24 protein-coding genes, 2 tRNA genes, 1 rRNA gene and 1 riboswitch are annotated in these 24,587 nt (G+C 47.0%); of the genes, 16 read left to right on the plus strand and 11 right to left on the minus strand.

Features of this window, described 5'->3' with window-relative positions; all coding sequences use genetic code 11:
- The first annotated feature begins 118 nt into the window (after window positions 1-118).
- From VP472_RS02910 to VP472_RS02920, 3 genes are all read left to right on the plus strand, one after another.
- Window positions 119-940, plus strand: a complete 822-nt coding sequence (locus VP472_RS02910; protein ID WP_146276223.1) for a MerR family transcriptional regulator — start codon at window positions 119-121, stop codon at window positions 938-940.
- 214 nt (window positions 941-1,154) lie between these two features.
- Window positions 1,155-2,027 carry a DMT family transporter gene (locus VP472_RS02915; RefSeq protein ID WP_071181560.1) on the plus strand — a complete coding sequence of 291 codons (873 nt, stop codon included), beginning with the start codon at window positions 1,155-1,157 and terminating at the stop codon, window positions 2,025-2,027.
- Between the two features lie 163 nt (window positions 2,028-2,190).
- A complete protein-coding gene (locus VP472_RS02920) occupies window positions 2,191-2,808 on the plus strand; it encodes an NUDIX hydrolase (RefSeq protein ID WP_146276225.1) in 618 nt (205 codons plus the stop codon).
- 130 nt (window positions 2,809-2,938) lie between these two features.
- Here VP472_RS02920 and VP472_RS02925 read toward each other — a convergent pair whose 3' ends face one another.
- Both VP472_RS02925 and VP472_RS02930 read right to left on the minus strand, forming a co-directional pair.
- On the minus strand, window positions 2,939-3,844 hold the full coding sequence (locus VP472_RS02925) for an alpha/beta fold hydrolase (protein WP_077721873.1): 906 nt from the start codon (window positions 3,842-3,844) through the stop codon (window positions 2,939-2,941).
- A 21-nt stretch (window positions 3,845-3,865) separates the two neighbouring features.
- Window positions 3,866-4,921 (minus strand): tartrate dehydrogenase, encoded by a 1,056-nt coding sequence (locus tag VP472_RS02930; RefSeq protein ID WP_077721874.1) that lies wholly within the window; start codon window positions 4,919-4,921, stop codon window positions 3,866-3,868.
- Between the two features lie 182 nt (window positions 4,922-5,103).
- On the opposite strand from VP472_RS02930, the gene VP472_RS02935 reads away from it, so the two are divergent.
- Both VP472_RS02935 and VP472_RS02940 read left to right on the plus strand, forming a co-directional pair.
- Window positions 5,104-5,790 (plus strand): GntR family transcriptional regulator, encoded by a 687-nt coding sequence (locus VP472_RS02935; RefSeq protein ID WP_060386780.1) that lies wholly within the window; start codon window positions 5,104-5,106, stop codon window positions 5,788-5,790.
- Between the two features lie 139 nt (window positions 5,791-5,929).
- A complete protein-coding gene (locus VP472_RS02940; protein ID WP_053573708.1) occupies window positions 5,930-7,123 on the plus strand; it encodes a macrolide family glycosyltransferase in 1,194 nt (397 codons plus the stop codon).
- Window positions 7,124-7,180: 57 nt separating this feature from the next.
- Here the strand turns inward: VP472_RS02940 and VP472_RS02945 are convergent, their stop codons facing one another.
- Complete coding sequence (locus VP472_RS02945) at window positions 7,181-7,435, minus strand: hypothetical protein (protein ID WP_015416933.1); 255 nt, start codon at window positions 7,433-7,435, stop codon at window positions 7,181-7,183.
- Window positions 7,436-7,668: 233 nt separating this feature from the next.
- Between VP472_RS02945 and VP472_RS02950 the strand changes: the two genes are divergently transcribed.
- Complete coding sequence (locus tag VP472_RS02950) at window positions 7,669-7,938, plus strand: hypothetical protein (protein ID WP_015416934.1); 270 nt, start codon at window positions 7,669-7,671, stop codon at window positions 7,936-7,938.
- Window positions 7,939-8,074: 136 nt separating this feature from the next.
- Window positions 8,075-9,433: a serine hydrolase gene (locus VP472_RS02955; protein ID WP_077721876.1), complete on the plus strand. Its 1,359-nt coding sequence runs from the start codon at window positions 8,075-8,077 to the stop codon at window positions 9,431-9,433.
- A gap of 52 nt (window positions 9,434-9,485) precedes the next feature.
- Here VP472_RS02955 and VP472_RS02960 read toward each other — a convergent pair whose 3' ends face one another.
- Window positions 9,486-9,659 carry a hypothetical protein gene (locus VP472_RS02960; RefSeq protein WP_003156030.1) on the minus strand — a complete coding sequence of 58 codons (174 nt, stop codon included), beginning with the start codon at window positions 9,657-9,659 and terminating at the stop codon, window positions 9,486-9,488.
- A gap of 196 nt (window positions 9,660-9,855) precedes the next feature.
- Here VP472_RS02960 and VP472_RS02965 point away from each other — a divergent pair, with 196 nt between their 5' ends.
- The gene (locus tag VP472_RS02965; protein ID WP_146276227.1) at window positions 9,856-10,422 is read left to right on the plus strand and encodes a YdhK family protein; all 567 of its coding nucleotides are present in this window, start codon (window positions 9,856-9,858) and stop codon (window positions 10,420-10,422) included.
- A 51-nt stretch (window positions 10,423-10,473) separates the two neighbouring features.
- Here VP472_RS02965 and VP472_RS02970 read toward each other — a convergent pair whose 3' ends face one another.
- Window positions 10,474-11,634, minus strand: a complete 1,161-nt coding sequence (locus VP472_RS02970) for an MFS transporter (protein WP_015388619.1) — start codon at window positions 11,632-11,634, stop codon at window positions 10,474-10,476.
- Window positions 11,635-11,688: 54 nt separating this feature from the next.
- Window positions 11,689-11,788, minus strand: a riboswitch (purine riboswitch).
- A gap of 177 nt (window positions 11,789-11,965) precedes the next feature.
- Between VP472_RS02970 and VP472_RS02975 the strand changes: the two genes are divergently transcribed.
- From VP472_RS02975 to VP472_RS02985, 3 genes are all read left to right on the plus strand, one after another.
- Window positions 11,966-12,682 (plus strand): GntR family transcriptional regulator, encoded by a 717-nt coding sequence (locus VP472_RS02975; RefSeq protein ID WP_007409298.1) that lies wholly within the window; start codon window positions 11,966-11,968, stop codon window positions 12,680-12,682.
- Window positions 12,683-12,803: 121 nt separating this feature from the next.
- The gene (locus tag VP472_RS02980) at window positions 12,804-13,490 is read left to right on the plus strand and encodes a FadR/GntR family transcriptional regulator (protein ID WP_102422393.1); all 687 of its coding nucleotides are present in this window, start codon (window positions 12,804-12,806) and stop codon (window positions 13,488-13,490) included.
- Entirely contained in the window at window positions 13,480-14,694 is a 1,215-nt protein-coding gene (locus tag VP472_RS02985; protein WP_015416938.1) for a CynX/NimT family MFS transporter, read from the plus strand. Before VP472_RS02980 ends, VP472_RS02985 begins: the two co-directional genes overlap by 11 nt.
- 59 nt (window positions 14,695-14,753) lie before the next feature.
- Here the strand turns inward: VP472_RS02985 and VP472_RS02990 are convergent, their stop codons facing one another.
- The 6 genes from VP472_RS02990 to VP472_RS03015 form a co-directional block, all read right to left on the minus strand.
- Window positions 14,754-15,068, minus strand: a complete 315-nt coding sequence (locus VP472_RS02990; protein WP_003156024.1) for a DMT family transporter — start codon at window positions 15,066-15,068, stop codon at window positions 14,754-14,756.
- Complete coding sequence (locus VP472_RS02995) at window positions 15,068-15,397, minus strand: DMT family transporter (protein WP_003156023.1); 330 nt, start codon at window positions 15,395-15,397, stop codon at window positions 15,068-15,070. Before VP472_RS02995 ends, VP472_RS02990 begins: the two co-directional genes overlap by 1 nt.
- Before the next feature lie 72 nt (window positions 15,398-15,469).
- Window positions 15,470-16,051 (minus strand): TetR/AcrR family transcriptional regulator, encoded by a 582-nt coding sequence (locus VP472_RS03000; protein WP_014304461.1) that lies wholly within the window; start codon window positions 16,049-16,051, stop codon window positions 15,470-15,472.
- A gap of 116 nt (window positions 16,052-16,167) precedes the next feature.
- Window positions 16,168-17,730, minus strand: a complete 1,563-nt coding sequence (locus VP472_RS03005) for an APC family permease (RefSeq protein ID WP_007409293.1) — start codon at window positions 17,728-17,730, stop codon at window positions 16,168-16,170.
- 237 nt (window positions 17,731-17,967) lie between these two features.
- Window positions 17,968-18,822 carry a manganese catalase family protein gene (locus VP472_RS03010; RefSeq protein WP_146276229.1) on the minus strand — a complete coding sequence of 285 codons (855 nt, stop codon included), beginning with the start codon at window positions 18,820-18,822 and terminating at the stop codon, window positions 17,968-17,970.
- Window positions 18,823-18,933: 111 nt separating this feature from the next.
- Complete coding sequence (locus tag VP472_RS03015; protein WP_071392078.1) at window positions 18,934-19,395, minus strand: SRPBCC family protein; 462 nt, start codon at window positions 19,393-19,395, stop codon at window positions 18,934-18,936.
- Between the two features lie 127 nt (window positions 19,396-19,522).
- Here VP472_RS03015 and VP472_RS03020 point away from each other — a divergent pair, with 127 nt between their 5' ends.
- The 5 genes from VP472_RS03020 (at window position 19,523) to VP472_RS03040 (ending at window position 24,542) form a co-directional block, all read left to right on the plus strand.
- Window positions 19,523-20,524, plus strand: coding sequence for an NADPH:quinone oxidoreductase family protein (locus tag VP472_RS03020; protein ID WP_039062714.1), 1,002 nt, complete (start codon window positions 19,523-19,525; stop codon window positions 20,522-20,524).
- 430 nt (window positions 20,525-20,954) lie between these two features.
- Window positions 20,955-22,373 (plus strand): sugar porter family MFS transporter, encoded by a 1,419-nt coding sequence (locus tag VP472_RS03025; protein ID WP_025650424.1) that lies wholly within the window; start codon window positions 20,955-20,957, stop codon window positions 22,371-22,373.
- Between the two features lie 302 nt (window positions 22,374-22,675).
- Window positions 22,676-22,752: transfer RNA gene (locus tag VP472_RS03030), tRNA-Arg, on the plus strand.
- Between the two features lie 8 nt (window positions 22,753-22,760).
- Window positions 22,761-22,834, plus strand: a tRNA-Gly gene (locus VP472_RS03035).
- Window positions 22,835-22,996: 162 nt separating this feature from the next.
- Window positions 22,997-24,542, plus strand: a 16S ribosomal RNA gene (locus VP472_RS03040).
- Window positions 24,543-24,587 lie beyond the last annotated feature (45 nt).

The following is a 24,587-nucleotide window of genomic DNA, read 5'->3' on the forward strand; positions in this document are numbered from 1 at the left end:
CTTCCGCTTTTTCTGAGACGGTAAAGCTTTCATTGCGTAAGCCATTTGTGAATCAGCCTTCTCTCGGATACAATGATCATCATAAAGGATATGGTTACCGTATAGTCAAGGAGGCATTATGAGCGAAGACGTCAGAAAATACTTCACAACGGGTGAATTTGCAAAACTGTGCCACGTAAAAAAACAAACCCTGTTCCATTATGACGAGATCGGCCTGCTTTCTCCGGAAATCAAAAAAGCGAACGGATACAGATACTATTCCTATCATCAATTCGAACTGTTCCAGGTCATCGGTCTGTTTAAGGAGGTCGGGGTGCCCTTGAAGCAGATCAAACCGCTCTTAACAGACAAAACCCCCGAAGGTATCATCACGCTTTTAAAAGAGAAATCTTCAGAAATCGAAAGCAAAATCAAAAAGCTGGAGCACCTGCAAAGAATGATTCAGACAAAGGTGAAGCTGACCGAACAAGCCTTGGAGACAGACTTTTCCTCCATCTCATTGCAACGATTAGATGAAGAGACACTTATGATAGGACGACCCGTACTCCATTTGCCAGAACGGCAATACACTGCCGCCATTTCCGAATTGATCCGCTATATGCGGGTACATGAACTCGATCAGGGGCATCCGGTCGGCGGACTGTTTGCGCGGGAGCAGATTCTGAAAAAAGAATTCTACAACTACACCCATTTATATATGAAGACAGAAGAAGGCATAGAGAATAGAGACCTCCATATCAAGCCGAAAGGGCTTTATGCCGTCGGGTACCAAATAGGGGATGAAGCGGAAGCGGCTTACCGCAGCATCATGCAGTTTATTGAAGAGTATGGGCTGGAAATAGGCGATTATGCATATGAAGAATATATGCTTGATGAGGTTGTGGCGGACGGGTTTGACAATCAGATCACAAGAATCCAGCTGCCAGTCCGCAATCGATAAAGCCGATGCCGCCGTTCGTTTACGTCTTCTGACAAACCTTGTATAATGAGAAAAATCAGATTGCAATTGAGGTGAAAAACGATATGTTTCTAGCGCCCTTATTTGAACATGATGTACCGGCAGCACTTCTCCGCCCTTAATGGAGGAAAGTGACTGCGCTTCTCTCCGTTAGGGCATATGACGTGACCTAATATGATAACGGAGGGTGCATCAATTGAAAAATACATTGTTCGGTTCGATTTATTTGGCATTGGCCGCCAGTATCTGGGGCGGTATGTATGTCGTTGTAAAAGTAGTGGTAGCGGTCATTCCGCCGCTTGAACTGGTATGGCTGAGATATGCGGTGGCGCTTCTTTCACTTTTGATTCTCAGTTTATTTACACGCCAATCCTGGAAAGTTCATAAACGTGATTTATTACTGATCGCTGCGATCGGATTGATCGGCAACACGATTTCGATCGTCACGCAGGAAATCGGCACGAAATTATCAACCGCGCAGATGGGTGCGATTATTACGGCATCCACTCCCGCATTTATGGTTGTATTTGCCCGGCTGATGCTGAAAGAACGGTTAACGCTGAAAAAAGGAATATCGACAGGGCTGGCGACGATCGGAGTATTGCTCATTGTGGGGAACGGAGATCTCGATATGTCGAGCCAGCTCGGCGGTCTCTCGCTTCTGGCTGCGGCGCTGACATGGGCTTTGATGTCCGTGCTGATGAAACGGGTTCCCGGCCATTACTCACCGCTTGTCGTCACAACGTATTCTATTTGCGTCGCATTTGTCATCCTGACCCCGTTTACAGCGGGCCCGCTTCGGGAGATTCCTTTGTCTCAGCTTGCCCGGCCTGAGATATGGGGCGGACTTTTATATCTGGGTGTGATCTCAACCGCCTGCGCGTTCATGCTTTGGAATCGCGGATTGCAATTGCTGAATGCGGCAAGCGGCGGTCTGTTTTTCTTCTTTCAGCCGCTTTCCGGGACATTGCTCGGCTGGCTGCTGTTGGGAGAATCGATCGGAGGAACCTTCTGGATCGGGGCGGCCCTTATTGTTTCAGGCGTCGTTCTCGTCATGAAAGAAAAATAGAAAATGAAAAAAAGCCATTCAGCAAATGAATGGCTTTTTTCTGATTTCCCGGCAGGATTCGCTCCGCCATAAACAGAAAACAAGGAGCAGAAACGGATCATGGGCAACGGTACTCTCAAGGTGCAATTCGGGGTTTCGTCAATTAACATAAGGCGGTGAAAAAATGGAGTCAAAATGGCTTGAATGGGCAAAACAGCTTCAATCCGCGGCGCAAGCGGGGCTGGCTTATTCCAAAGACATATATGATATTGAGAGATTTGAAGAAATAAGAAAAATAAGCGTGGATATCATGGCGCATCATACCGGCATCGACAAAAGGATCATCAAAGACGTATTCGCCGGTGACACGGGCTATCCCACTCCGAAAGTTGATATCAGAGCGGCAGTTTTTAAAGATCAGAGTATATTAATGGTAAGAGAGAAAAGCGACGGCAGATGGGCGCTGCCGGGCGGATGGGCTGATATCGGGATTTCACCGGGCGAGACCGCTGTCAAAGAAGTAAAAGAGGAGTCGGGAATCGACGTAAAGCCCGTTAAACTGTTAGCTGTAATGGATAAGAAATGCCATTCCCACCCGCCGTCCGCCGCCCACGTTTACAAAGTGTTTATCAAATGCGAGATCATCGGCGGCCGGCTCAGGGAGGGAACGGAAACAAGCGCGGCCGGCTTTTTTGCGGAAACGGAGCTGCCGCCGCTATCTGAAGCCCGCAATACGGAAAGTCAGATTGAAAAGATGTTTGCATATCTCAAACATCCGGACGAACCCGTTTATTTTGATTAAGGCAGCAAGCAGGAAAAAGAGAGGAACTGGTTCAGCACCATTTCACTTATGAATGATCCGGCCTGTGATAGAGAAGGTAAATCATCAGGCCGGGTTTTAAGAGTCTGCCTGTTTCGGTGTGGTGCGCCCCTTAAAAAACCGTTTTTGAAAAATCGATAATCCTGCGGGCAGCTTCTGTCGGTTTTTCCTCGGGGACATAATGGCCGCAGCCTTTTACCTCATATCCGCTGACTTCACGAATTGATTCTCTCCATGTGTCAAGCACGGGAAGGCCGGCTAAGTTCCCTTTTTCTCCCCACAGCAAAAGCGTGGGAACATCCAGTTTTTTCTGTGATTCCTTTTCTGAACGATATCTCGGCAAATCAATTTGATAAGCGGCTCTGTAGTCATTAAGCGCAGCTTGAACAGCGCCGGGCTGCTTCCAGGCGGCTAAGTACCGGTCCCAGGCGCCGTCTGATGCCAGCAGGTCAAAAAGCCCGTCACCTCTGCTTAATAAAAATCTAAGATATTCCTCTTCTTTTCCTTTTATTAATTCTTCCGGCAGATGGGGAACGACCTGAAATGTCCAGTGCCAGTATTTTTTTGCCGCTTCAGCTGCCGTCAAAGAATCATAGACGTATTCAGTCGGCATAATGTCAATGAGCACAAGGCCTGCCGCCAGCTCCGGCGCATCTAAAGCGAGCCGCCTTGCTACTCTTGCGCCTCTGTCATGCCCGGCAATTAACGCTTTTTGTATATGCAGGCGGCGCATCAGACCTTGTATATCGCCTGCCATCGTTTTGTTATCATAGCCGTTTATGCCGCTCGGCTTTTCAGAATCGCCGTAGCCCCTCAGATCAACTGCGATGACTCTATGAGAAGCGGCAAGCGTCGGAATCACATAACGCCACGTCACCCAGCTTTGCGGAAAGCCGTGCAGGAGAATGACGGGGGGAGCATCCTCCTTTCCCGTAAAGACGTAATGAAGGCGGATGCCATTTACCTTAATTGAATCATGGGTCACATGCTTTTCAAATTGTTCACGAAAAGAATCCATTTTCTCTCTCCTCATAAAATGTTATTTGTTTATTTGAGAAATAATAGCGGAAGTGACATCTTCCGTTGAATGTTTTCCGCCGGCATCAGGAGTCAGAATGCCGCTGTTTGTGACCGTTTCAATAGATTGTAAGAGGAGATGGCCCAGTTCCTCTTCTCCGAATGAATCGAGCATTAATTTCGCCGTCCATATTTGTCCTATAGGATTGGCAATTCCTTTTCCGACAATATCCGGGGCGGAACCGTGAACAGGCTCAAACATGGAAGGATATTTGCCGTTTACATTGATGTTGGCTGCGGGAGCGATTCCGACGCTTCCCATAATCGCCGCGCCGATATCTGTCAGCACATCTCCGAACAGATTCGAAGCGACAATGACATCAAAGCGTTCCGGCTGCGTGACAAAGAAGGCCGCCAGTGCATCGATGTGCTGGGAATCCGTCTCAATCCCGGCGTACTCCCGGCTGACCTCTTTAAAGATGTCATCCCAGAACGGCATCGAGTGAACAATACCGTTTGATTTCGTCGCGCTTGTGACGTGTTTCCGCCGACTTGCCGCCAGTTCGAAAGCATACCGCATCACTCTTTCTGTACCCCGTCGGGAAAAGACCGCGTTTTGTATGGCGATTTCGTCCTCACCCTGATAGATTCTGCCGCCGACAGAGCTGTACTCGCCCTCACTGTTTTCGCGGACGACTATCAGATCAAAATCCTTCGGGTTAACGAGGGGGGAAGTGATTCCCGGCAGGAGCTTCGCCGGCCGCACATTAATCACCTGTTCAAATTCCCGGCGTATCTTGATGAGCAGCCCCCACAGCGAAACATGATCGGGGACGAGTTTTTGATTCCCCACTGCTCCCAAAAACAAAGCATCAAAGTGCTGTAACGTTTCTAGTCCATCATCCGGCATCATAGTCCCGTGCTCCAAATAATACTCGCAGCTCCACGGAAAAGAAGTGAAATCAAAGGCAATGCCTCCATGTAATTCGGCGATCGCGTTCAACACCCGCTCCGCTTGCGGAACGACTTCTTTCCCCACACCGTCCCCCGGTATGCTGGCAATCTTGTATGTTTTCATGTTTCCGTCACCTCTGAATGAATTGTTTTCGGTTTACGGCAGACCGTCGACCGTCGTTCGCTATAATTCCATATTACGCCACATCCGATATGCTGACAAGCTCGGGAATGTTGCTTCCATAGATAAACTGTTATATGATCTTGGTAACAATAAGGCCTAAATTGTATGAAGAGGTAGGAAAGATGGATAATTTTAAATTAGATAAGCCAATCCCGTATTATCTGCAATTTTATTCCCAATTGAAAAAAATGATATTTGACGGGATTTTTAAACCGGGTGAACGGCTGAATGAGACTCAGCTGGCTAAGGATTTCGGAGTCAGCCGGTCGCCGGTCAGAGAAGCCATGCGGCTCCTTGAAAAGGACGGGCTTCTGACAGCAGACGATCGAAACGGCTTTGTCATTTATTCTTTGTCCGTTAAGGATGTTGAAGAGATTTATCAAATCAGAATGTCACTTGAATCACTGGCGGTCGAACTGGTTATTGATGAAGCGGCTGAGAGTGAAATTGACCTCATTGAAAAACAGCTGCGGGAGACGGAAGAAGCCATCAATAAAGGCGTCAAAGAGACTGAGATTATTTCCTTAAACGAGTCGTTTCATCGGCTTCTTGTGGATTTCAGCCGCAACAGCCGGCTGGCCATGCTGCTTGAGCATGTCAATGTGCTGATTCATTTTTGCAGAGTTCTTAATTTTAAAGGAGATGACCGTGCGGAGGTTATCCTGCATGAGCACCGGAAAGTCTTTGAAGAAATAAAAAAGGGCGATAAAACAAAAGCCGTGCAATATATGACGGAGCATCTCAAGCATGATGAAGAACATCTGAAAGGCGTGCTCAAAGCGGGAGAAACAGACGAATCATCACGATAGACAAGGTGAAAAGCCTTGTCTTTTTTGCCGATGTCATCGAACCGTCATAAAGACCTGACGGATGTTCCTTGCATGATTTTTTCCGCGTCATTTATGATGGATATAGAAGAGACGCAAAAAAGGCAAAGGAGTTTGAAAAATGGCGAAACATATTCTGATGATCAATTTTCCCGCAGAAGGACACGTAAACCCGACTTTGGGTATGACAAAGGCCTTCAGCGAACGGGGCGATCACGTTCATTATATCTCAACGGAAAAATACAAAAGCAGACTGGAAGGAGTAGGAGCGAAAGTTCACCTTCACAGCGATCTGCTCAGAATGACACCTATTGATCCCGGCAGTCCGTCCGGCATACTTGCATTTTTAAAGGTTCATATCAAAACGTCACTGGAGATTTTACATATTGTGCAGCGGCTGGCAGAGGACATTCAATTCGACGCCGTCTATTATGATAAATTCGGTGCGGGAGAGCTGGTGCGGGATTATCTCAACATTCCCGGCATCTCTTCTTCAGCATCCTTCCTGTTCAATGAAGACCGTCTGAAAATACTGCCGCTCCATCCGGAATCGGGCGTGCCGTTTCAGCCGGACAGGGAATGTGAAGAGCTGTTGGCCGAGATGAAAGACAAATACGGTGTCGCCCCTGACAGCATGGTTCAATTTATGAACAACACAGGTGAATTGAACGTCGTCTATACAAGCAGATATTTTCAGCCCGAAAGTGAGACATTCGGAGATGAGTATTTATTTATCGGTCCGAGTTTTCCGAAGAGAAAAGGGCGCGTCGACTTCCCGATTGACTCATTAAAGAATGAAAAAGTCATTTATATCTCAATGGGAACGGTGCTCGGGGACACGGAAGCGTTTTTCAATCTGTGCATAGACGCGTTCTCAGATTTTGAAGGAAAAGTAGTCATTGCCGCCGGGGAAAAAGCCGATCTGTCGAAAATCAAACAGGCGCCGGAAAACTTTATTATCGCCCCGTACGTGCCGCAGCTTGAAGTGCTGGAGCAGGCCGACGTGTTTGTCACGCATGGCGGAATGAACAGTGTAAATGAAGGCATTCATTATCAAGTGCCGCTGGTCGTTATTCCGCATGATAAAGACCAGCCGATGGTTGCGCGCCGCCTGACTGAATTGGATGCAGGCTATACAGTGCAAAAAGATGAAGTGAGCGCTGAAAAGGTAAAGCTTGCCGCGGAAGAAGTGCTGCATAACGGAAAATACAAACAAGGCATTCAAGCCATTAATGAAAGCTTTAAAGAATGTATGGACATGAAGGATGTTCTGGCCCGGATCGACCGGTTTATTGAACAAAAACATGCTCAATAATACATGGAAAAAGCCTGTTTCCTCTGCCAAAGGGAAACAGGCTTTTTATAATGGCTTTTAGATGATGTGATGTTCTTCATTTGCAAGTTTCACAAGAGTCAGAAGAGATTCTGCCTCACGTGCGTCGAGTGTTTTTGCCAGACGGTCTTTTTCAAAGATCTGCTGGCCGAAGACATTCACTGACGCCTGGTCAACCGCCGTGTGCCAGTTCTTTTGTGAATGATTCTCAGAAAAAGAGAAAACAAACACGGCAAAGACCGCTATAAGCATCGCCATGACCCAAAATTTTTGCCGATTTCCTGCTGCTGACATAGGCCGCCTCCTAACGTTCATTTTACTGGTATTAGATCATATATGAGCTGTTTTTCATAGAGTAAAGAAGTCATTATTTCAGGTAGTCCAAATGAAACGGAGCACAGCCGAAAGCCCGCCGGTCAGGCCGATGAGCCAATTCATATTTTGTTCATATTTTATTAAAAGTTTATCCAAGCCTGTCCTTTACAGTGGATATAACCACAAAACGCTGCTGAAAGGGGCCTTGAAAAATGCATATTCATATGATCAACAAAAACCAGTTTGAGAGTGACTTGGAGGCGGCCGGCTTCATCCGTCAGGCAGATGATATTATCGGCAAAATGAAAGAATACGTAACGGAATACGCGGCTTCATCCGAACGGTTTCTGATTGAAATTCAAACCGTCATGAACGAATACAAAGCCGTCGTCTGTGCGATGTTTTCGACTATGGAAATTGCCGGTGCAAAAAAAGACGAGAAGCATGTTGAGTTCGAAGCCTGCACAGTATGGTGCGAATAAAAGACCTTCATCAAACCCCCGCGGCTGCCTGAACGGCAGTTTACTGACTGGTGTTCCAGTAAGGAAAAATATTGAAACTTCTAAAGCGGCTGTTCGTATAAAAGAGTAAATCAGCTTGTATATGGAGGTTCGTGAAATGAACGATAAGAAAAAACAAGCTTTTGAACAGCTTTTCAGCACTTTAGACGGAAGACATGAAATAAACGGAGCTGTATTGGCAGCGGAAAACGGCCGCATCTTATATCAGGGTTCATTCGGCGCTGCAGAACTGAAAACAAAGAGGATGCTGAATGACCAATCGGTCTTTGAATTGGCCTCAGTATCGAAGCCGTTTACAGCTTTAGGCGTTATCATTTTAGAGCAGCAAGGGAAGCTGCGTTATGACGATATGATAGAGCGGTGGCTTCCTGATTTTCCTTATCCGGGCATTACCATTCGGCAACTACTCCATCATACGTCAGGATTGCCGGACTATATGGAGTTATTTTTAACACATTGGGACCGGGACAGAATTGCCGTTAATCAAGATGTGATCGATATGCTTAAGCAGCATAAACCGGATGCTTATTTCCCGCCGGGCAAGGATTGGCTTTACAGTAATACGGGGTATGCGGTGTTAGCGGTTATTATAGAAATTGTATCAGGCATGAGTTTTGCTGAATTTATGAAACAAGCCGTATTTCATCCGCTTCGTATGCATGATACGCGGATTTATAACAGAAGGCTGAGTAAAGAAAACATTCCGAACTATGCATATGGCTATGTGTATGATGTTCATTCCGGAGAATATGTGCTGCCGGATGAACTTGAGGAAACCGATTATGTCGTCTTTCTTGACGGGATACAAGGTGACGGAACCGTTAACTCCACTATTAGAGATTTATATCTGTTTGATCAGGCTCTTTATACGGAAGAAATCATCGGCAAAGAGTCTAAAGATCAAGCGTTTACGCCGGGCTATTGGAATGAAGAAGAGCAATTCGGATACGGATTTGGCTGGATGATTCAAAACAGCCGCCAAAAAGGGAAGGTTATCAGTCACGACGGAGGCTGGCCGGGCTATTCAACTCTGATGATCCGGTATATTGACCAGAACAAAACACTGATTTATCTCAGCAATATGGAACAATCGTATCAATTTGAACAAGCTGTGATTGCCGCGGCCGTAAACATCTTATTTGATCAGCCATACGTGATTCCGAAACGTCCGGCGGATCAGAAAAAAGCAGATATCGATCCTGCGATTTACAGCAGATTTACCGGCAATTACTCATTTCAGGATGACACACATGCATCGGTGACGGTAAAAGAAAACCGATTGTATCTTACAATAGACGGGCAGACACCATTCGAATTATTCCCAATGACGGAAACCCGTTATTTTGTCAGGGCGCTGCCGCTTGAAATTGAATTTGCAGGTGATAAAGCACAAACAGCCCCGCATTTCGTTTTATATCAGGACGGCACAGAAGAAACGGCTTTGCGGATAGACTGAGTGACATGCAAAACAAAACCGCCGTCCTGAGAAGACGGCGGTAATAGAGAAGTCAAACCCCTTTGATGACGCGAAATTTTCTTTTCGGCTCTGACATAAATATAGAAGAAAAAATCATAGCTCCGACCATTGTGATGTATTCCATATAAAGCGAAACTTCTGCCAAAACCAACCCCGCAATCATTAAAACAGCGCCCAATACCACCGCAAAAACCTTCGTTTTCATGATGAGTTCCCCCTATTATCTGATAATTGAATTATACTGCATCTCTATTAATGTGTACATTTTGTGAACAATTTCACCTGATAAAAGGCAATAAAGAGAGAGTTGAAGAATTAGGAGAAATGACAGGCCATCTTTTTGTTTTACCGAAGAAACGAAAGGGAAAATGAAAAATCAAAAAGGCAAAGGAGTTCTTGAAATGAAAGCGAGACTATTTTTATTCAGCATGTTTCTCCTGATCCCCGTTCTGGCGCTTGCCGGATGCAACAGCCAATCTTCAGGAGGAAGCGAAAAAGCGAAAGACAAAGAAACGCACTCTCACGAAGACATGAATCACTCAGGTTCATCCGAGGTGCCGAAAGGTTTAAAGAAGGCCGAAAATCCGACTTATAAAGTCGGCAGTGACGTCATGATTTCAGCTTCTCATATGAAAGGCATGAAAAATGCGCAAGGAACCGTAAAAGGTGCTTATGATACAACGGTTTACAGTGTATCTTACACTCCGGAAACGGGAGGAAAGCGCGTCGAAGATCACAAATGGGTCATTCAGGAAGAGCTGAAGGGCGCCGGTGATCAAACGTTAAAACCGGGTGACAAGGCCGTGATCGAGGCATCCCATATGAAAGGCATGAAGGGCGCCGAAGCCGTTATTGATTCAGCCAAAAAGACAACCGTTTATATGGTCGACTATACACCGACTGACGGCGGCCAAAAAGTAACCAATCATAAATGGGTGACAGAAGACGAGCTTGCTGCCGCAAAATAAAAAGACCGCCAAAGCCGAAGGAACTCCTTTGGCTTTTTTGCGGTCTCACATTTATGCGGATTTTCTTTTCAAGGCAGGTCTCGTTAAAGAGAATACAGCTAAAGCGACAGCGATAATGACAATCAAACCGCCGCACCAGGCTGTTGCTGTGACAGAACCGGTTTGTCCGATCACGCCGCCGCCGATGGCTGACCCGAGCGCGATGCCGATCTGCAAAGCGGACGTGTTGAAGCTTTGCTGAATATCAGAAGACTCAGGCGCAATTTTGATTAAATAGCTTTGCTGCGCCGGCGCAAGGCTCCAGCTGAGCAATCCCCAGATCACCATCGCAGGCAGGAAAATGATTAAAGAAACCGTTGTCAGCGGAAGAATAAACAGGATCAGAGCGAAAGAAACGGTCACAAGCATGATGCTTTTAAATGCTCCTAAACGGTCATACAGCCAGCCTCCGAACGGGCCGCCGCATACCGCTGACAGACCGAACAAAAAGTAGCATACACTGACCCAAACGGAACTCAAATGAAGCGTTCTTTCCAAAAAAGGCGCAAAGTAGGCATAGAGTGTGTAATGCCCCGCCAATGTAAACAAGGTGACAAGATGTGCGCTGGCAATTTTGGCGGTCCCGATCGTCTTGATCTGCTCACGAAACGGAATCATTTTTTCAGCAGGTATTTTTTCAAAAAAGACGCTGATAATCAGCATGGAAATGAGAGATAATACGCCGATTCCCAAGAACAGAACACGCCAACCGAAGGCATTGCTGATGATAATGCCGACAGGCACGCCTAAAGCGATTGCGGAGCTGAACCCCATGAAAATGATGCCGATCGCCCGCGCTCTGTATTCAGGCGCCACGATTTTAGGAGCAATCGTTAAAGAAAGGACGACAATCAGCCCTGTGCTCATGGAAGCGAGCACCCGTGACACCATAAGAACGGCGAAATTGGGACTGAAATAAGCGACCAGATTACTTAGGAAGAAAATAAACAGTGCGATTAAATAAAGCCGCTTTCGTTCAGCCTTTGCCGTCACTGCCAAAAGCAGCGGGCCGGATACCGCGTAACCGAGCGCAAACACGCTGATCAGCTGCCCCGCGCTGACGATGGATATATCTAAGTCGGAAGCGATTTGCGGAAGAATACCGCCCACAATTAATTCAACCAAACCGACTGCGATGGTAGATGCTGCAAGCAGAAATACTTTGAAATTCATGTACAGATACTCCTTTTTTTATTTTTTAGAAAATAAAAAATCCTGATTACAAAAAGTGTACGGGACAATTTTTGTAATCAGGATTTTACGGTTCCTGGTAGACACCCTCAAACCATATCATTGAGGTTATACAATGTATGCAATATTCGGCTGTGTCCGTTTCTGCAAAAAATTCTACCATAATAGTGAGGGAGATTCCATAGAAAATTCGAGGAAATCCTTTCAATTTCAATATCGGCGGCTGTAACGTCATTGATGAAGCAGGGAAAAAAATTTATGATAACCGTAAGGAGTCTATACAGATCAAACATTATACAGCCGGAGGAAACCGATGAATAAGTACGAAAAAATCGCCAACGAAATGAGAAAGAGGATTAAAAGCAGTGTATATGACATAGATCAGCCGATCCCGGATGAAAAGACGCTCGCTGCGGAGTTCGGGTGCAGCCGGATGACGATGAAGCGGGCGCTTGATACACTTGCGGCCGAAGGGATGCTTTTCAGAAAAAGAGGGCACGGCACATTTATCATTCAATCAGCCATGCAGGATGAGCACGTTCACGTAGTCAGCAACGAAATTCTCGGCTTGAGCAATTTGTTAAAAGGCAAAAATATCAAGAGCAAGGTCATCCGGTTTGAAGTGCAGTTTCCGTCTCAAGATGTCGCCGCACATTTGGCCATCGATGAAAAGACTCCCGTCTATTATGTAGTGAGGCTCAGAATTGTTGAAGGCGAACCGTACGTTCTTGAAAAAACATACATGCCGGCGAGCCTTATACCCGGCATTAATGACGAGGTGCTCAACCATTCCATCTACGATCATATTACGCGGGAACTGCAGCTCAAAATCGCAGGCTCACACAGAAAAATCAGAGCGTGCAAGTCGGATGACATGGATCAGCAATATCTCGGCTGCCGGCCGGATGACCCGATACTTGAAGTCGAGCATGTAGGCTTTTTGGACAACGGCACTCCCTTTGAATATTCATTTTCCCGCCACCGTCATGACAAGTTTGTCGTGACCTCAGTCAATATAAAACGTTCATAAAAGCGCCGAAGAGTGAGAGAAAAACTCACTCTTTTTTTGATGCCGCTGATTTACATCGTCGCTTCTTTTATGTTATATTACCCAATGATAGAATCATCCTACAAATTTCAGAGGTGTTTTGATGGAGATATCCAAAACAAGCAGACTGTCGCTCGTAGAACAAGTGGTGGCGCAAATTGAATCGTTAATTCAATCGGATAAATGGCCGGTCGGGACGCGCATTCCCCCTGAGCTGGATTTAATGAAGCAATTTGATGTGAGCCGAAACACGTTACGTGAGGCCATTCGGGCGCTCGTACATGCCGGCCTGCTGCAGACAAAGCAGGGGAGCGGTACGTATGTCAGCTCATCCAGTGTTCTCGGCGCGGCATTTTACCGCCATATTAAAAAATCAAATTTGCTTGAAACATTAGAAGTCAGATACGCACTCGAAAGAGAAGCTGCACGATTGGCGGCGGAAAGGCGTAATGACGAAGACCTGAAAGCACTGAAGGCATGCTTGGATGAATGTGAAGCGGCCTTGCAAAATGAAGATCGAAAACGGTATGCCGAAGCCGACATTAAGCTGCACAAAACAATTGTACAGGCGGCCCATAACAATATGCTTTCTGATCTATACGAGCATATGACGGAGGCGCTTTGTGCGTCAGTCCATAACCTGTTGGAAATCACCCCTGCTATCCGGATCCACACCCAGCTTGCCGCCGCGATTATCGGACAGAAACCGGATCAGGCCATGGAGGCCGTCAACCAATACATCACAGTATTTAAAGATACAATACACATGGAGGATGAACATGAAAATTGAAGACGAACATCAAATTCTGCAAGCAAGTCATCGTAAAAAACTGATATTGCTGGTCATCGGAGTCATATTGATAGGGGCCAACCTCAGAGCGCCTCTGACATCGGTCGGGCCGCTCGTTTCCTCAATTCGGGACAGCCTCGGCATGACCAATGCGGCTGCCGGCACCATTACGACAGTGCCGCTTTTGGCCTTTGCATGTCTGTCGCCGTTTGTTCCATTATTGTCCCGGCGCTTCGGGACCGAGATTGTCTTACTGTCATCATTAATTGTCCTGACAGCCGGAACTCTGCTGCGCTCCATCGCCGGAATCGGCACTCTCTTTTTCGGAACGATCCTGTTGGGATTGTCGATCGCCGTATGCAACGTCCTGCTGCCGAGTCTCATTAAACATAAGTTTCCCGGAAATTTAGGCATCATGACCGGCGTCTACTCGGTTTCTATGAATCTGTGCGGCGCGATTGCATCCGGCATCAGCGTGCCGATCGCCTCTTCAGCGGGGTTAGGCTGGAAAGGCGCGCTCGGCTGCTGGGCTATCCTTTCTTTTATTGCGTTCGTCATGTGGATTCCGCAAATGCGAGGACGCGAACTGCCCGTCCGCACGACTGGGACAAACGGAGAGAAGAAAAACAGTCTGATGCGGTCTCCGCTGGCTTGGAAGGTGACGATGTTCATGGGGCTGCAATCCCTTATTTTTTACACCGTCATCGCCTGGCTGCCGGAAATTCTTCAGCAGAATGGACTCAGCTCAAGTAAGGCGGGATGGATGCTTTCATTAATGCAATTCTCAGTCCTGCCGATTACTTTTATCGTGCCGATCGCTGCCGCTAAAATGAAAAATCAGCGCGCACTCGCCGGACTGACGGCTTTATTTTTCCTTATCGGCATTGCCGGCGTTCTTTTCGGAAGCCCGGCTCTCACTCCGCTATGGGTCATTTTGATCGGAATTGCGGGAGGCTGTGCGTTCAGTCTGGCGATGATGTTCTTCAGCCTGCGGACCCGGCATGTTCATGAAGCCGCGGCGCTTTCCGGCATGGCCCAGTCATTCGGATACCTGCTTGCCGCGTTCGGACCGCTTGTATTCGGTTTGCTGCATGACATCACGCACGGCTGGACGGTTCCGTTATTCATGCTGATCGCAGTCTCCGTTCTGATTTTCATTTTCGGAGTCGGAGCGGGAAAAGCGGAACAGATCAAAACAGCATAAAAAAACAAAGGGCCCGTTTAGGGTCCTTTGTTTTTTGTTTAAAAAGCTGTCTCAGGCCGTCACGCTGTCAGTTTTAAGCCGATGACACCAATGAGGATAAGCCCCAGAGACACCAATTGTGACAGATTGAATTTTTCTTTAAACCAAAGTATGCCCACGGCAGAAACGCCGATGCTTCCCATGCCGGTCCAAGCCGCATACGCGACACCTGTGGGAAGAACCTGCATCGCGCCGGAAAGGCAAAAGAATGAAAGCATAAAGCCTGTTACCATGACAATCAGCGGCCACTTTTTTTTAAAACCGTCAATATGTTTCATGGCAACGGCCGCTACAACTTCCTCCGCTCCGGCAATAAATAACAGCAGCCATGCCATTAATGTTCACCCCTTGTTTCAGTTTCTTTCGTAAATACCTTCATTCCTAAAATGCCGGACAACAGCAAAGCCAAAAAGAATATTTGCCCGATTGAAAACGATTCGCCTAAAATGACGCCCGTTACATATGTGCCGACGGTGCCTATTCCGACAAAAACGGTATATGCGGCAGCCATCGGAATTTTTTTATAAGAGCGGATCAGCATCAGAAAGCTGACGGCAATCAAAAGGAAAATACCAATCCAATCAAAGAGCGAATCCGCATGCTTCAGGGCGGACGCCCAAACTACTTCTAACAATCCGGCTATCAATACAAGCAGCCAATACATGATACAGTCACCTCAGTTATGAATGAATGTCAGTCATTTTTACGGGGGTCAAAAATGATCGGTCTCCGCCAATCATTTCTGCAAGCTTCTTTTGAGAAAGCTGAATATTTCTTTTTTATATACTTCGAGATCGACATCCTGTTCACAGCCGATATAAAACCGTTCAGCTGCGTTCTCGACAACGTTGATAATCGTTCTGGCCGTCCATCTGACATGAATGCCGCTGATGACCTCACCCTGTTCAATGGCCGTATTGATCACACCTTCCAGCCAGGAATAATAAGGCTGATAAATGGCTTCCCATTTCTCCATTGAATGATCGATGGCAAGACCGGAATAACAGAGAACGATAATATCTTTATGAAGCCGGGTGATGTGAAATGTCTCATCTACCAAAATGTCCAGCAACGTCCAAAAATCTTCAGAACCGTCCGTTTTCCCTTTTATTCTGTCCAGCGTAGTGTCGAGCAGGTTTTCTGCAATCGCGGATATCAGTGCGTTTTTAGAAGAAAAATATAAGTAAAACGTACCTTGGGCCGTTCCGGCTTTTTTGACGATTTCTGAAATGGATGCTTTATCCAATCCTTTTTCAGAAATGACTTCAATCGCGGCTTGCAGGATCTTTTCGTATTTTCCCGAGCTTTGTTTTGCCAATAGAGGGGTTCCTCCTTTTATGAATGACTGTCATTCATTTTATCGTATGTTCGCTTTTTTGTCATCCCTTAACATAAAAATACCGGAAAGAAGACCATACTTCTTTCCGGCATTCGTCATTTATCACTGTCGATCATAGCCTTCGGCAGACCCGTATATTTTGCCCAGTAATAAATACCGAGCGAACCGATGGCGATCAGAATCAGGTCAAGCGGATTGCTGATAATGCCCAATCCGTGGCCGAACGAGCCGAGATAGGAGAAAATCAGCATCATGACATAAAAGCCGACGATCCACCATGCGGATTTCAGCTGCTGGCGTATGCTGACATCATCTTTGGGAGCATATTTACTGAAACAGAGATAGATCAGAAACATGACAATTTGAGAACCGAGAAGCCAGGATACGGTGCGCCATCCGGACCAATATACAATATAAGAGGTAAAAATAAACGACAGCGGCCCGATGATGCTCATCCCTTTTAAATAAAACGGTCTGTTAATATTCTTCGCGTTGACTCTCAGCGCCGCAGAAGAAATCGGCGCAATCGCATAAGACAGAATCAATGCGACGGAGCATACGTTAACAAGAGCGTTCCAAGAAGGGAACGGAAGCGTCCAAAAAACAGCCAGACCGAACGAAAGCCAAAGGGAGGCGCGCGGTGTCCCGGTTTCTTTATTGACTTTAGAAAAAATGCTGAATAATGTTCCGTTTCTGGCCCAGGCATAGACGAGACGTGAAGTCGTATTCATAAAGATATTTCCGTTACCGCCCGGTGATAAAATCGCATCTAAAATGACCAATGTCGCCAGCCACCCCAAACCGAGCAAAACGGCGATATCTTTGAACGGAAGGGAGAATTCAGTCCCGATAGCCGGCCATCCGTGCTTCAGGGTATCCGCCGGGATCGCCCCGATAAAAGTGAGCTGCAGTACGGTGTAAATAATAGTAGAAACGATAATACAGACAATCAATGCGATCGGAATGTTCCGCTTCGGATTCTGCACTTCACTCGCGACAGCCACAATCGGATGCAGCCCAAGGTATGCAAACATGACGCCGCCTGTGGAAATCGCGGCCTGAATTCCGGTGAAACCAAAAGGCGCGAATCCGTGAACGGTCATATTGCCCGGGTGAAAATGAAAAATCAGTACAACAATTACCGTAATCGGTACGACATATTTAAAAATCGAAATAATGAAGTTTGCTTTCGCAAAGGTTTTGACACTCCAGTAATTGAGGAGGAAGAACAGGCAGAGCAGCGCAAATTGCAATATCCATCCGGCAATTGTCGGCGAATCAGAGCCTTTTACGGTCAAACCGGGAAACCAATACGCCACGTATTGGCGGACTGCCGTGACTTCTATAGAAATAAGACTCGTGTATGCCACAATGGTGACAAAGGAAATTAAATATCCGACCAGGTGTCCATGTGAATATACGGGATACCGGATAATTCCCCCGGTCCGCGGCAGCGCGGCGCCCAGTTCCGCATAAACCAAGCCGATCAATAAGATGATTCCCCCGCCGATCAGCCAGGAAAAAACGCCTGACGGGCCCGCTTTAGAGGCGACGTTACTGACGGCAAACAGCCATGCCGAACCGAATATGGCTCCCATGCCGATTAAAATAAGATCAAAAAGTGACATAGTTTTCTGGAAGTTTCCTTGCTTAGACATTCGCTGCCTCCTTAAAAAAGACATTGTTCTCTTTACATAATTCCCATTATCATTCAAACATACCCAGCCGGCCGGCTGGAAAATTAGGACAACTTTCGAAACGAAGTATGTACAGAAATGTGCTCACATCAAAATAACGGCCGTATGGCAAGATCTCCCGGCTTATATTCCCCGTTTTGAACACATTCAAACCTCATATTCAGAAAAACAAAAAACGCCCGAAACAGGCGTTTTTTGTTACAAGTTCATATCTTTCAGTCCGGGGCTTTGCTCATTCGGAAGCTCGGGAAGTTCCGGGACGGGGAAACCTTTAGGAGGCTCGGACACACTTAATTCGCCGCCGTTTCGGCTCGGCGTCGTTCCCTGCAGAATTTCTCCGATCCGTGTGGGGTCCAGTCTGAAATTAAATTGGGTATTATGATAACCCATCTCAACGAATTTCCGGCATTCCGGGTATTTTTCAATATCATAATTCGGCACGGGAAATAATTTGCCCCATTCGACACCCAGTGTTTCCAGCGCTTTTGTAAATGCATTTTGATGGGCGTTGTCACGGACGATCAGGAAACCGAGTGTTTCTCTGAACGTCTGGTTAGAACTCATTTCATAAATGCGCGTTTTTTGCAGCACGCCGGTTGATTCCAGCACGACATTGTCCAATAAGTCGGCAATCAGATTCCCGTGGTTGTATACCCAAGACCCGTTCCATGGATTGCCGCCGGCGTCTACAGGAAGAGAACTTTGCGCCCCGATGATAAAATGGTGCGGATTGGCGTGTTTAACCGCTTCGTCAAGCGGCGCCTGATCTGCTGCCCGATTTCCGGCGCCCTCAGCGCCGCTTTCATCGAGCAGCGCATTAATCGTATGCTGGACGAGCTCAACGTGTGCGATCTCTTCTAAAAATACACCGCGAAGCAGGTCGCGGAACTGTTTTTCTTTTCCTCTGAAATTAGAGCTTTGGAAAAAGTATTGCATCATCGTCCGCATTTCCCCGTAATGCCCGCCTAAAATTTCCTGAAGCACCTTGGCCGCGGCCGGGTCCGGCTTGTCCGGTTTAATGATATTGATCAGCTCTTCTTTGTAATAATACATAAACAGCGCCCCCTGAAAGAAGTTTTCGGTTCTTCTGTTAGTGTCTTTGCAAAGTCAGTTTTTATGTATCGGCATCAAAAAAAGGACGGAAAGCGTGTCCGTCCTTTTGTGTTAAGCCTCAACCGCCCCGCGAAGTTTCGTGTTGACAAGCCCGTTCCATCCTTGATCCATCGTACTGTGAATCTCGGAGCTTTTCCGATTGACTTTATTGATAACGGCTTCCGGCTCTTTCCATCCGCCGTGAATGAGAGTGAATTCAGTATTTCCGCTTTCCGTTTCCTTTAAGACAAAAGAAACGATCCAGCCTTCCGTATCCCATGAAAAAGAAAGGCGGTACGGCGCTTCAATATCCAGCAGCTTGCACGGAGACGGACCGAACGGAGATTCCAGCTGAAACTCACTGTCTTCTTGAGGTGTGAAATCATTCGGCATAAACCAGAGAGACAGGCCGTCCGCCGTAGAGACCGTATCCCAGACAACTTGTATCGGCGCCTTGAAAACGGCGGTATGAATAATGTCCGGTAATGGCTGATTGCTGTTGTTTTTGTTATCTTTGTTTTGTTTATCAGACATGATGCGTAACCACTCTTTCGCTGTTTTTACTTTTGATCATACTACACAGGGCAGGACATTTGAAAACAAATCAAACTTATTTTATGCTTTTCCAGAGCCATTCAATTCATTTTAAGGAGACGTAGTGATGACAGATCAATTTAAAGCGTTAGTAGTCGATCAACATGAAGACCGGTTTTCAGTCAGCGTACGGGAGCTGGCGGTTCAGGACCTTCCCGAGGGTGAAGTGCTGATTAAGGTTTGCTACTCAGGGGTGAATTATAAAGACAGCTTGGCTGCCATTCCTGACGGCAAGATCGTAACGTCGTATCCTTTCGTGCCGGGAATTGATTTAGCGGGAATCGTCGTTTCTTCAGATGACGCCCGTTTTAAAGAAGGGGACAAAGTCATTGCGACAAGCTACGGCATAGGCGTTTCCCATTTTGGCGGCTATAGCGGGATGGCCCGCATTCCGGCAGATTGGATCGTGCCGCTGCCTGAAGGTCTGACACTTAAAGAAGCCATGACGATCGGAACCGCCGGCTTCACTGCCGCATTGTCCGTCCAGCGTCTTGAAGAAAACCATGCCGCTCCTGAAAAAGGGAAGGTGCTGGTGACGGGAGCGACAGGCGGCGTCGGAAGCTTTGCCGTCTCCATTCTTTCAACCTTAGGTTATGAGGTCGAGGCCAGTACGGGAAAAGAAGAAGAAAGCGGCTATTTGAAGAGCCTCGGAGCAAAGACGGTCATTCACCGTGACGAAGTGTATAACGGAACGTTAAAACCGATGCAAAAACAAAAATGGGCAGCGGCCGTCGATCCGGTCGGAGGTGAGCCGCTTGCTTCAGTTCTCAGTCAGATTCAGTACGGCGGATCAGTTGCTGTGAGCGGACTGACAGCGGGAACGAAACTCCCGGCTACAGTCTTTCCGTTTATATTGCGCGGCGTCAGTCTCTTGGGAATTGATTCCGTATTCTGTCCGATGGAGACAAGAAAGAAAATATGGCAGCGTTTAGCTGATGACTTCAAGCCTGCAGATCTGGAGGCCTTTATTCAAAAGGAAATTACACTTGAAGAGCTGCCGGATACGCTTCCTGCCCTTTTAAAAGGAGAAGCGAGAGGGAGAACGATTGTTACAATAAACGAAGAATAAAACAAAAACCCCCCAACTAGCAGTTGGGGGTTTTCATTATATAATCAATTGTTGGTTATGATAGGGGTAATTCATTGATCATGTTATGAAAATAAGTTGATGTAAAACATAAATTGATTATATATAGGTAATATAAAGGTAAGTTATAAAATTTTCTGAAATATTCATTGACTGAAAGCGCTTTTAAAATTATGATAATAACATAAGTGCCAATAATATCATTATAACTTCACTACAAAGTAACTATAAAATAACAATATAACGAGAGGGGAGAGCGAATAATCACTATAAATGATAACGTTTTCGAAATATTTTCTTCTTATAAAACTGTTTTGGACGGTCAGAACTTGTATGCAGACGTTAGAGGTGTAAATATTGATAACTGAATATTCGGATATTATCTCTGTGTAAAAACTAGGAGGATTTGAAGATGAATAAAAATAGCAGCCAGCATTCATTTTTGAGAACCATCATTTTAGTATCGACATTCGGGGGACTTCTTTTCGGCTACGATACCGGTGTGATTAATGGGGCGCTGCCGTTTATGGCGGAAGCTGACCAGCTTAATCTTACTGCTTTGACTGAAGGGATGGTGGCGAGCTCCCTGCTCTTGGGGGCTGCGATCGGCGCGGTTTTCGGAGGGAGATTGTCGGACTATAACGGCAGACGTAAAAATATCCTTATCCTTGCCGTTTTGTTCTTTGCAGCGACACTCGGATGTACACTGGCGCCTAACGTGTCGGTTATGATCATCTCCCGTTTTCTGCTGGGGCTTGCCGTCGGGGGAGCATCCGTAACCGTTCCAGCATATTTGGCTGAAATGTCGCCGGCGGAAAGCCGAGGGAGAATGGTTACCCAAAATGAATTGATGATTGTAACGGGCCAGCTGCTTGCCTTCACGTGTAATGCTATCATCGGCAATGTGCTTGGTGATACCTCTCACGCTTGGCGTTATATGCTCGTTATCGCGGCCCTTCCGGCGGTATTCTTGTTTTTCGGTATGCTGAAAGTTCCTGAAAGTCCGCGCTGGCTGGTTTCTAAAGGAAGAAAAGAAGATGCTCTGCACGTTCTCCGGCGAATAAGGAATGAAGAGAAAGCGAAGGCTGAGCTCGCTGAGATTGAATCTGCCTTTCGTAAGGAAGCTGAGATGGAGCAGGCGACCTTTAAGGATCTTGCCGTTCCGTGGGTGCGCCGCATTGTGTTTATCGGGATCGGAATTGCGGTAGTGCAGCAGCTCACCGGCGTGAATTCGATTATGTACTATGGAACTCAAATTTTAAAAGATGCCGGTTTCGAGACAAAAGCCGCATTAATCGGCAATATCGCTAACGGTGTGATTTCAGTGCTCGCGACTTTTGTGGGAATATGGCTTCTCGGCAAAGTCGGCCGCCGCCCGATGCTGATGACGGGGCTCATCGGAACGACTGCGATGCTGCTTTTGATCGGAGTTCTGTCTGTCGTGCTGAAAGGATCGCCTGCTCTTCCTTATGTGGTTCTTTCATTAACAGTCACTTTCCTTGCGTTTCAGCAGGGGGCTGTCTCTCCGGTGACCTGGCTGATGCTGTCGGAGATATTCCCGCTGCGATTGCGGGGGCTTGGTATGGGGGTCACTGTCTTCTGCCTCTGGATCGTGAACTTCATTGTTGGTTTAACTTTTCCGGTCCTGCTCGCAAACATCGGATTGTCTGCAACCTTCTTCATTTTTGTCCTGTTAGGGATAGCGTCCGTTATATTTGTGAAAAGGTTCCTTCCGGAAACGAAAGGTCTGTCGCTCGAACAGCTTGAACAAAACTTCCGTGCCTATGAAAAAACAGATCGTAATAGCGCAGAAGCCGAGGTGAGCGGGTAATCTGAATAGACGCGGGGTTCCTGGGAATCCCGCTTTTTACTATTATATAGAAGGGAATAATAAGCGGGAAAAAAGTTTCGTAAAAGTGTTGACCTAATTTAAAGTGCGTGGTATATTATTAAACGTCGCTGATGAACAAAGCGATAACGACAAATGAGAAAATGATCTTTTTAAAAAAAGACTTTACAAATTCTCAAAAGCGTGTATAATAAATGAGGTCGAGAAAAAAGACTTCGTAAAGAAATAAAAAAACACTTGACATCATAACTAATTGGTAGTATGATAGTTAAGTCGCCTGATAAGCGCCCGTAGCTCAATTGGATAGAGCGTTTGACTACGGATCAAAAGGTTAGGGGTTCGACTCCTCTCGGGCGCGCCAATTCAAATGCGGGTGTAGTTTAGTGGTAAAACCTCAGCCTTCCAAGCTGATGTCGTGAGTTCGATTCTCATCACCCGCTCCATTATAATGATCTTTGAAAACTAAACAAGACAAAACGTACCTGTTAATTCAAAGTTTTAAATAAATCGCACAGCGATGTGCGTAGTCAGTCAAACTAAGGTCTGCACGATGCAGATCACACAGACGTTACTGCAGGATGCAGTGAACTTAGTCTGTGATCCATTTATCGGAGAGTTTGATCCTGGCTCAGGACGAACGCTGGCGGCGTGCCTAATACATGCAAGTCGAGCGGACAGATGGGAGCTTGCTCCCTGATGTTAGCGGCGGACGGGTGAGTAACACGTGGGTAACCTGCCTGTAAGACTGGGATAACTCCGGGAAACCGGGGCTAATACCGGATGGTTGTTTGAACCGCATGGTTCAGACATAAAAGGTGGCTTCGGCTACCACTTACAGATGGACCCGCGGCGCATTAGCTAGTTGGTGAGGTAACGGCTCACCAAGGCGACGATGCGTAGCCGACCTGAGAGGGTGATCGGCCACACTGGGACTGAGACACGGCCCAGACTCCTACGGAGGCAGCAGTAGGAATCTTCCGCAATGGACGAAAGTCTGACGGAGCAACGCCGCGTGAGTGATGAAGGTTTTCGGATCGTAAAGCTCTGTTGTTAGGGAAGAACAAGTGCCGTTCAAATAGGGCGGCACCTTGACGGTACCTAACCAGAAAGCCACGGCTAACTACGTGCCAGCAGCCGCGGTAATACGTAGGTGGCAAGCGTTGTCCGGAATTATTGGGCGTAAAGGGCTCGCAGGCGGTTTCTTAAGTCTGATGTGAAAGCCCCGGCTCAACCGGGAGGGTCATTGGAAACTGGGGAACTTGAGTGCAGAAGAGGAGAGTGGAATTCCACGTGTAGCGGTGAAATGCGTAGAGATGTGGAGGAACACCAGTGGCGAAGGCGACTCTCTGGTCTGTAACTGACGCTGAGGAGCGAAAGCGTGGGGAGCGAACAGGATTAGATACCCTGGTAGTCCACGCCGTAAACGATGAGTGCTAAGTGTTAGGGGGTTTCCGCCCCTTAGTGCTGCAGCTAACGCATTAAGCACTCCGCCTGGGGAGTACGGTCGCAAGACTGAAACTCAAAGGAATTGACGGGGGCCCGCACAAGCGGTGGAGCATGTGGTTTAATTCGAAGCAACGCGAAGAACCTTACCAGGTCTTGACATCCTCTGACAATCCTAGAGATAGGACGTCCCCTTCGGGGGCAGAGTGACAGGTGGTGCATGGTTGTCGTCAGCTCGTGTCGTGAGATGTTGGGTTAAGTCCCGCAACGAGCGCAACCCTTGATCTTAGTTGCCAGCATTCAGTTGGGCACTCTAAGGTGACTGCCGGTGACAAACCGGAGGAAGGTGGGGATGACGTCAAATCATCATGCCCCTTATGACCTGGGCTACACACGTGCTACAATGGACAGAACAAAGGGCAGCGAAACCGCGAGGTTAAGCCAATCCCACAAATCTGTTCTCAGTTCGGATCGCAGTCTGCAACTCGACTGCGTGAAGCTGGAATCGCTAGTAATCGCGGATCAGCATGCCGCGGTGAATACGTTCCCGGGCCTTGTACACACCGCCCGTCACACCACGAGAGTTTGTAACACCCGAAGTCGGTGAGGTAACCTTTTAGGAGCCAGCCGCCGAAGGTGGGACAGATGATTGGGGTGAAGTCGTAACAAGGTAGCCGTATCGGAAGGTGCGGCTGGATCACCTCCTTTCTAAGGATTTTAACGGAATATAAGACCTTGGGTCTTATAAACAGA

It is taken from the genome of Bacillus sp. MT(2024), from assembly GCF_036362845.1.
Classification (GTDB): domain Bacteria; phylum Bacillota; class Bacilli; order Bacillales; family Bacillaceae; genus Bacillus; species Bacillus velezensis.

Coding starts and splice junctions, on each gene's coding strand:
- VP472_RS02935 (WP_060386780.1), top strand. CDS start 5,104: ATGGATAATTTTAAATTAGATAAGCCAATCCCGTATTATCTGCAATTT.
- VP472_RS03020 (WP_039062714.1), top strand. CDS start 19,523: ATGACAGATCAATTTAAAGCGTTAGTAGTCGATCAACATGAAGACCGG.
- VP472_RS02960 (WP_003156030.1), bottom strand. CDS start 9,659: ATGAAAACGAAGGTTTTTGCGGTGGTATTGGGCGCTGTTTTAATGATT.
- VP472_RS02920 (WP_146276225.1), top strand. CDS start 2,191: ATGGAGTCAAAATGGCTTGAATGGGCAAAACAGCTTCAATCCGCGGCG.
- VP472_RS02995 (WP_003156023.1), bottom strand. CDS start 15,397: ATGTATTGGCTGCTTGTATTGATAGCCGGATTGTTAGAAGTAGTTTGG.
- VP472_RS02965 (WP_146276227.1), top strand. CDS start 9,856: ATGAAAGCGAGACTATTTTTATTCAGCATGTTTCTCCTGATCCCCGTT.
- VP472_RS03005 (WP_007409293.1), bottom strand. CDS start 17,730: ATGTCTAAGCAAGGAAACTTCCAGAAAACTATGTCACTTTTTGATCTT.
- VP472_RS02950 (WP_015416934.1), top strand. CDS start 7,669: ATGCATATTCATATGATCAACAAAAACCAGTTTGAGAGTGACTTGGAG.
- VP472_RS02955 (WP_077721876.1), top strand. CDS start 8,075: ATGAACGATAAGAAAAAACAAGCTTTTGAACAGCTTTTCAGCACTTTA.
- VP472_RS02930 (WP_077721874.1), bottom strand. CDS start 4,921: ATGAAAACATACAAGATTGCCAGCATACCGGGGGACGGTGTGGGGAAA.
- VP472_RS02940 (WP_053573708.1), top strand. CDS start 5,930: ATGGCGAAACATATTCTGATGATCAATTTTCCCGCAGAAGGACACGTA.
- VP472_RS02925 (WP_077721873.1), bottom strand. CDS start 3,844: ATGGATTCTTTTCGTGAACAATTTGAAAAGCATGTGACCCATGATTCA.
- VP472_RS02970 (WP_015388619.1), bottom strand. CDS start 11,634: ATGAATTTCAAAGTATTTCTGCTTGCAGCATCTACCATCGCAGTCGGT.
- VP472_RS03025 (WP_025650424.1), top strand. CDS start 20,955: ATGAATAAAAATAGCAGCCAGCATTCATTTTTGAGAACCATCATTTTA.
- VP472_RS02945 (WP_015416933.1), bottom strand. CDS start 7,435: ATGTCAGCAGCAGGAAATCGGCAAAAATTTTGGGTCATGGCGATGCTT.
- VP472_RS02990 (WP_003156024.1), bottom strand. CDS start 15,068: ATGGCATGGCTGCTGTTATTTATTGCCGGAGCGGAGGAAGTTGTAGCG.
- VP472_RS02910 (WP_146276223.1), top strand. CDS start 119: ATGAGCGAAGACGTCAGAAAATACTTCACAACGGGTGAATTTGCAAAA.
- VP472_RS03015 (WP_071392078.1), bottom strand. CDS start 19,395: ATGTCTGATAAACAAAACAAAGATAACAAAAACAACAGCAATCAGCCA.
- VP472_RS02985 (WP_015416938.1), top strand. CDS start 13,480: ATGAAAATTGAAGACGAACATCAAATTCTGCAAGCAAGTCATCGTAAA.
- VP472_RS02980 (WP_102422393.1), top strand. CDS start 12,804: ATGGAGATATCCAAAACAAGCAGACTGTCGCTCGTAGAACAAGTGGTG.
- VP472_RS02975 (WP_007409298.1), top strand. CDS start 11,966: ATGAATAAGTACGAAAAAATCGCCAACGAAATGAGAAAGAGGATTAAA.
- VP472_RS03010 (WP_146276229.1), bottom strand. CDS start 18,822: ATGTATTATTACAAAGAAGAGCTGATCAATATCATTAAACCGGACAAG.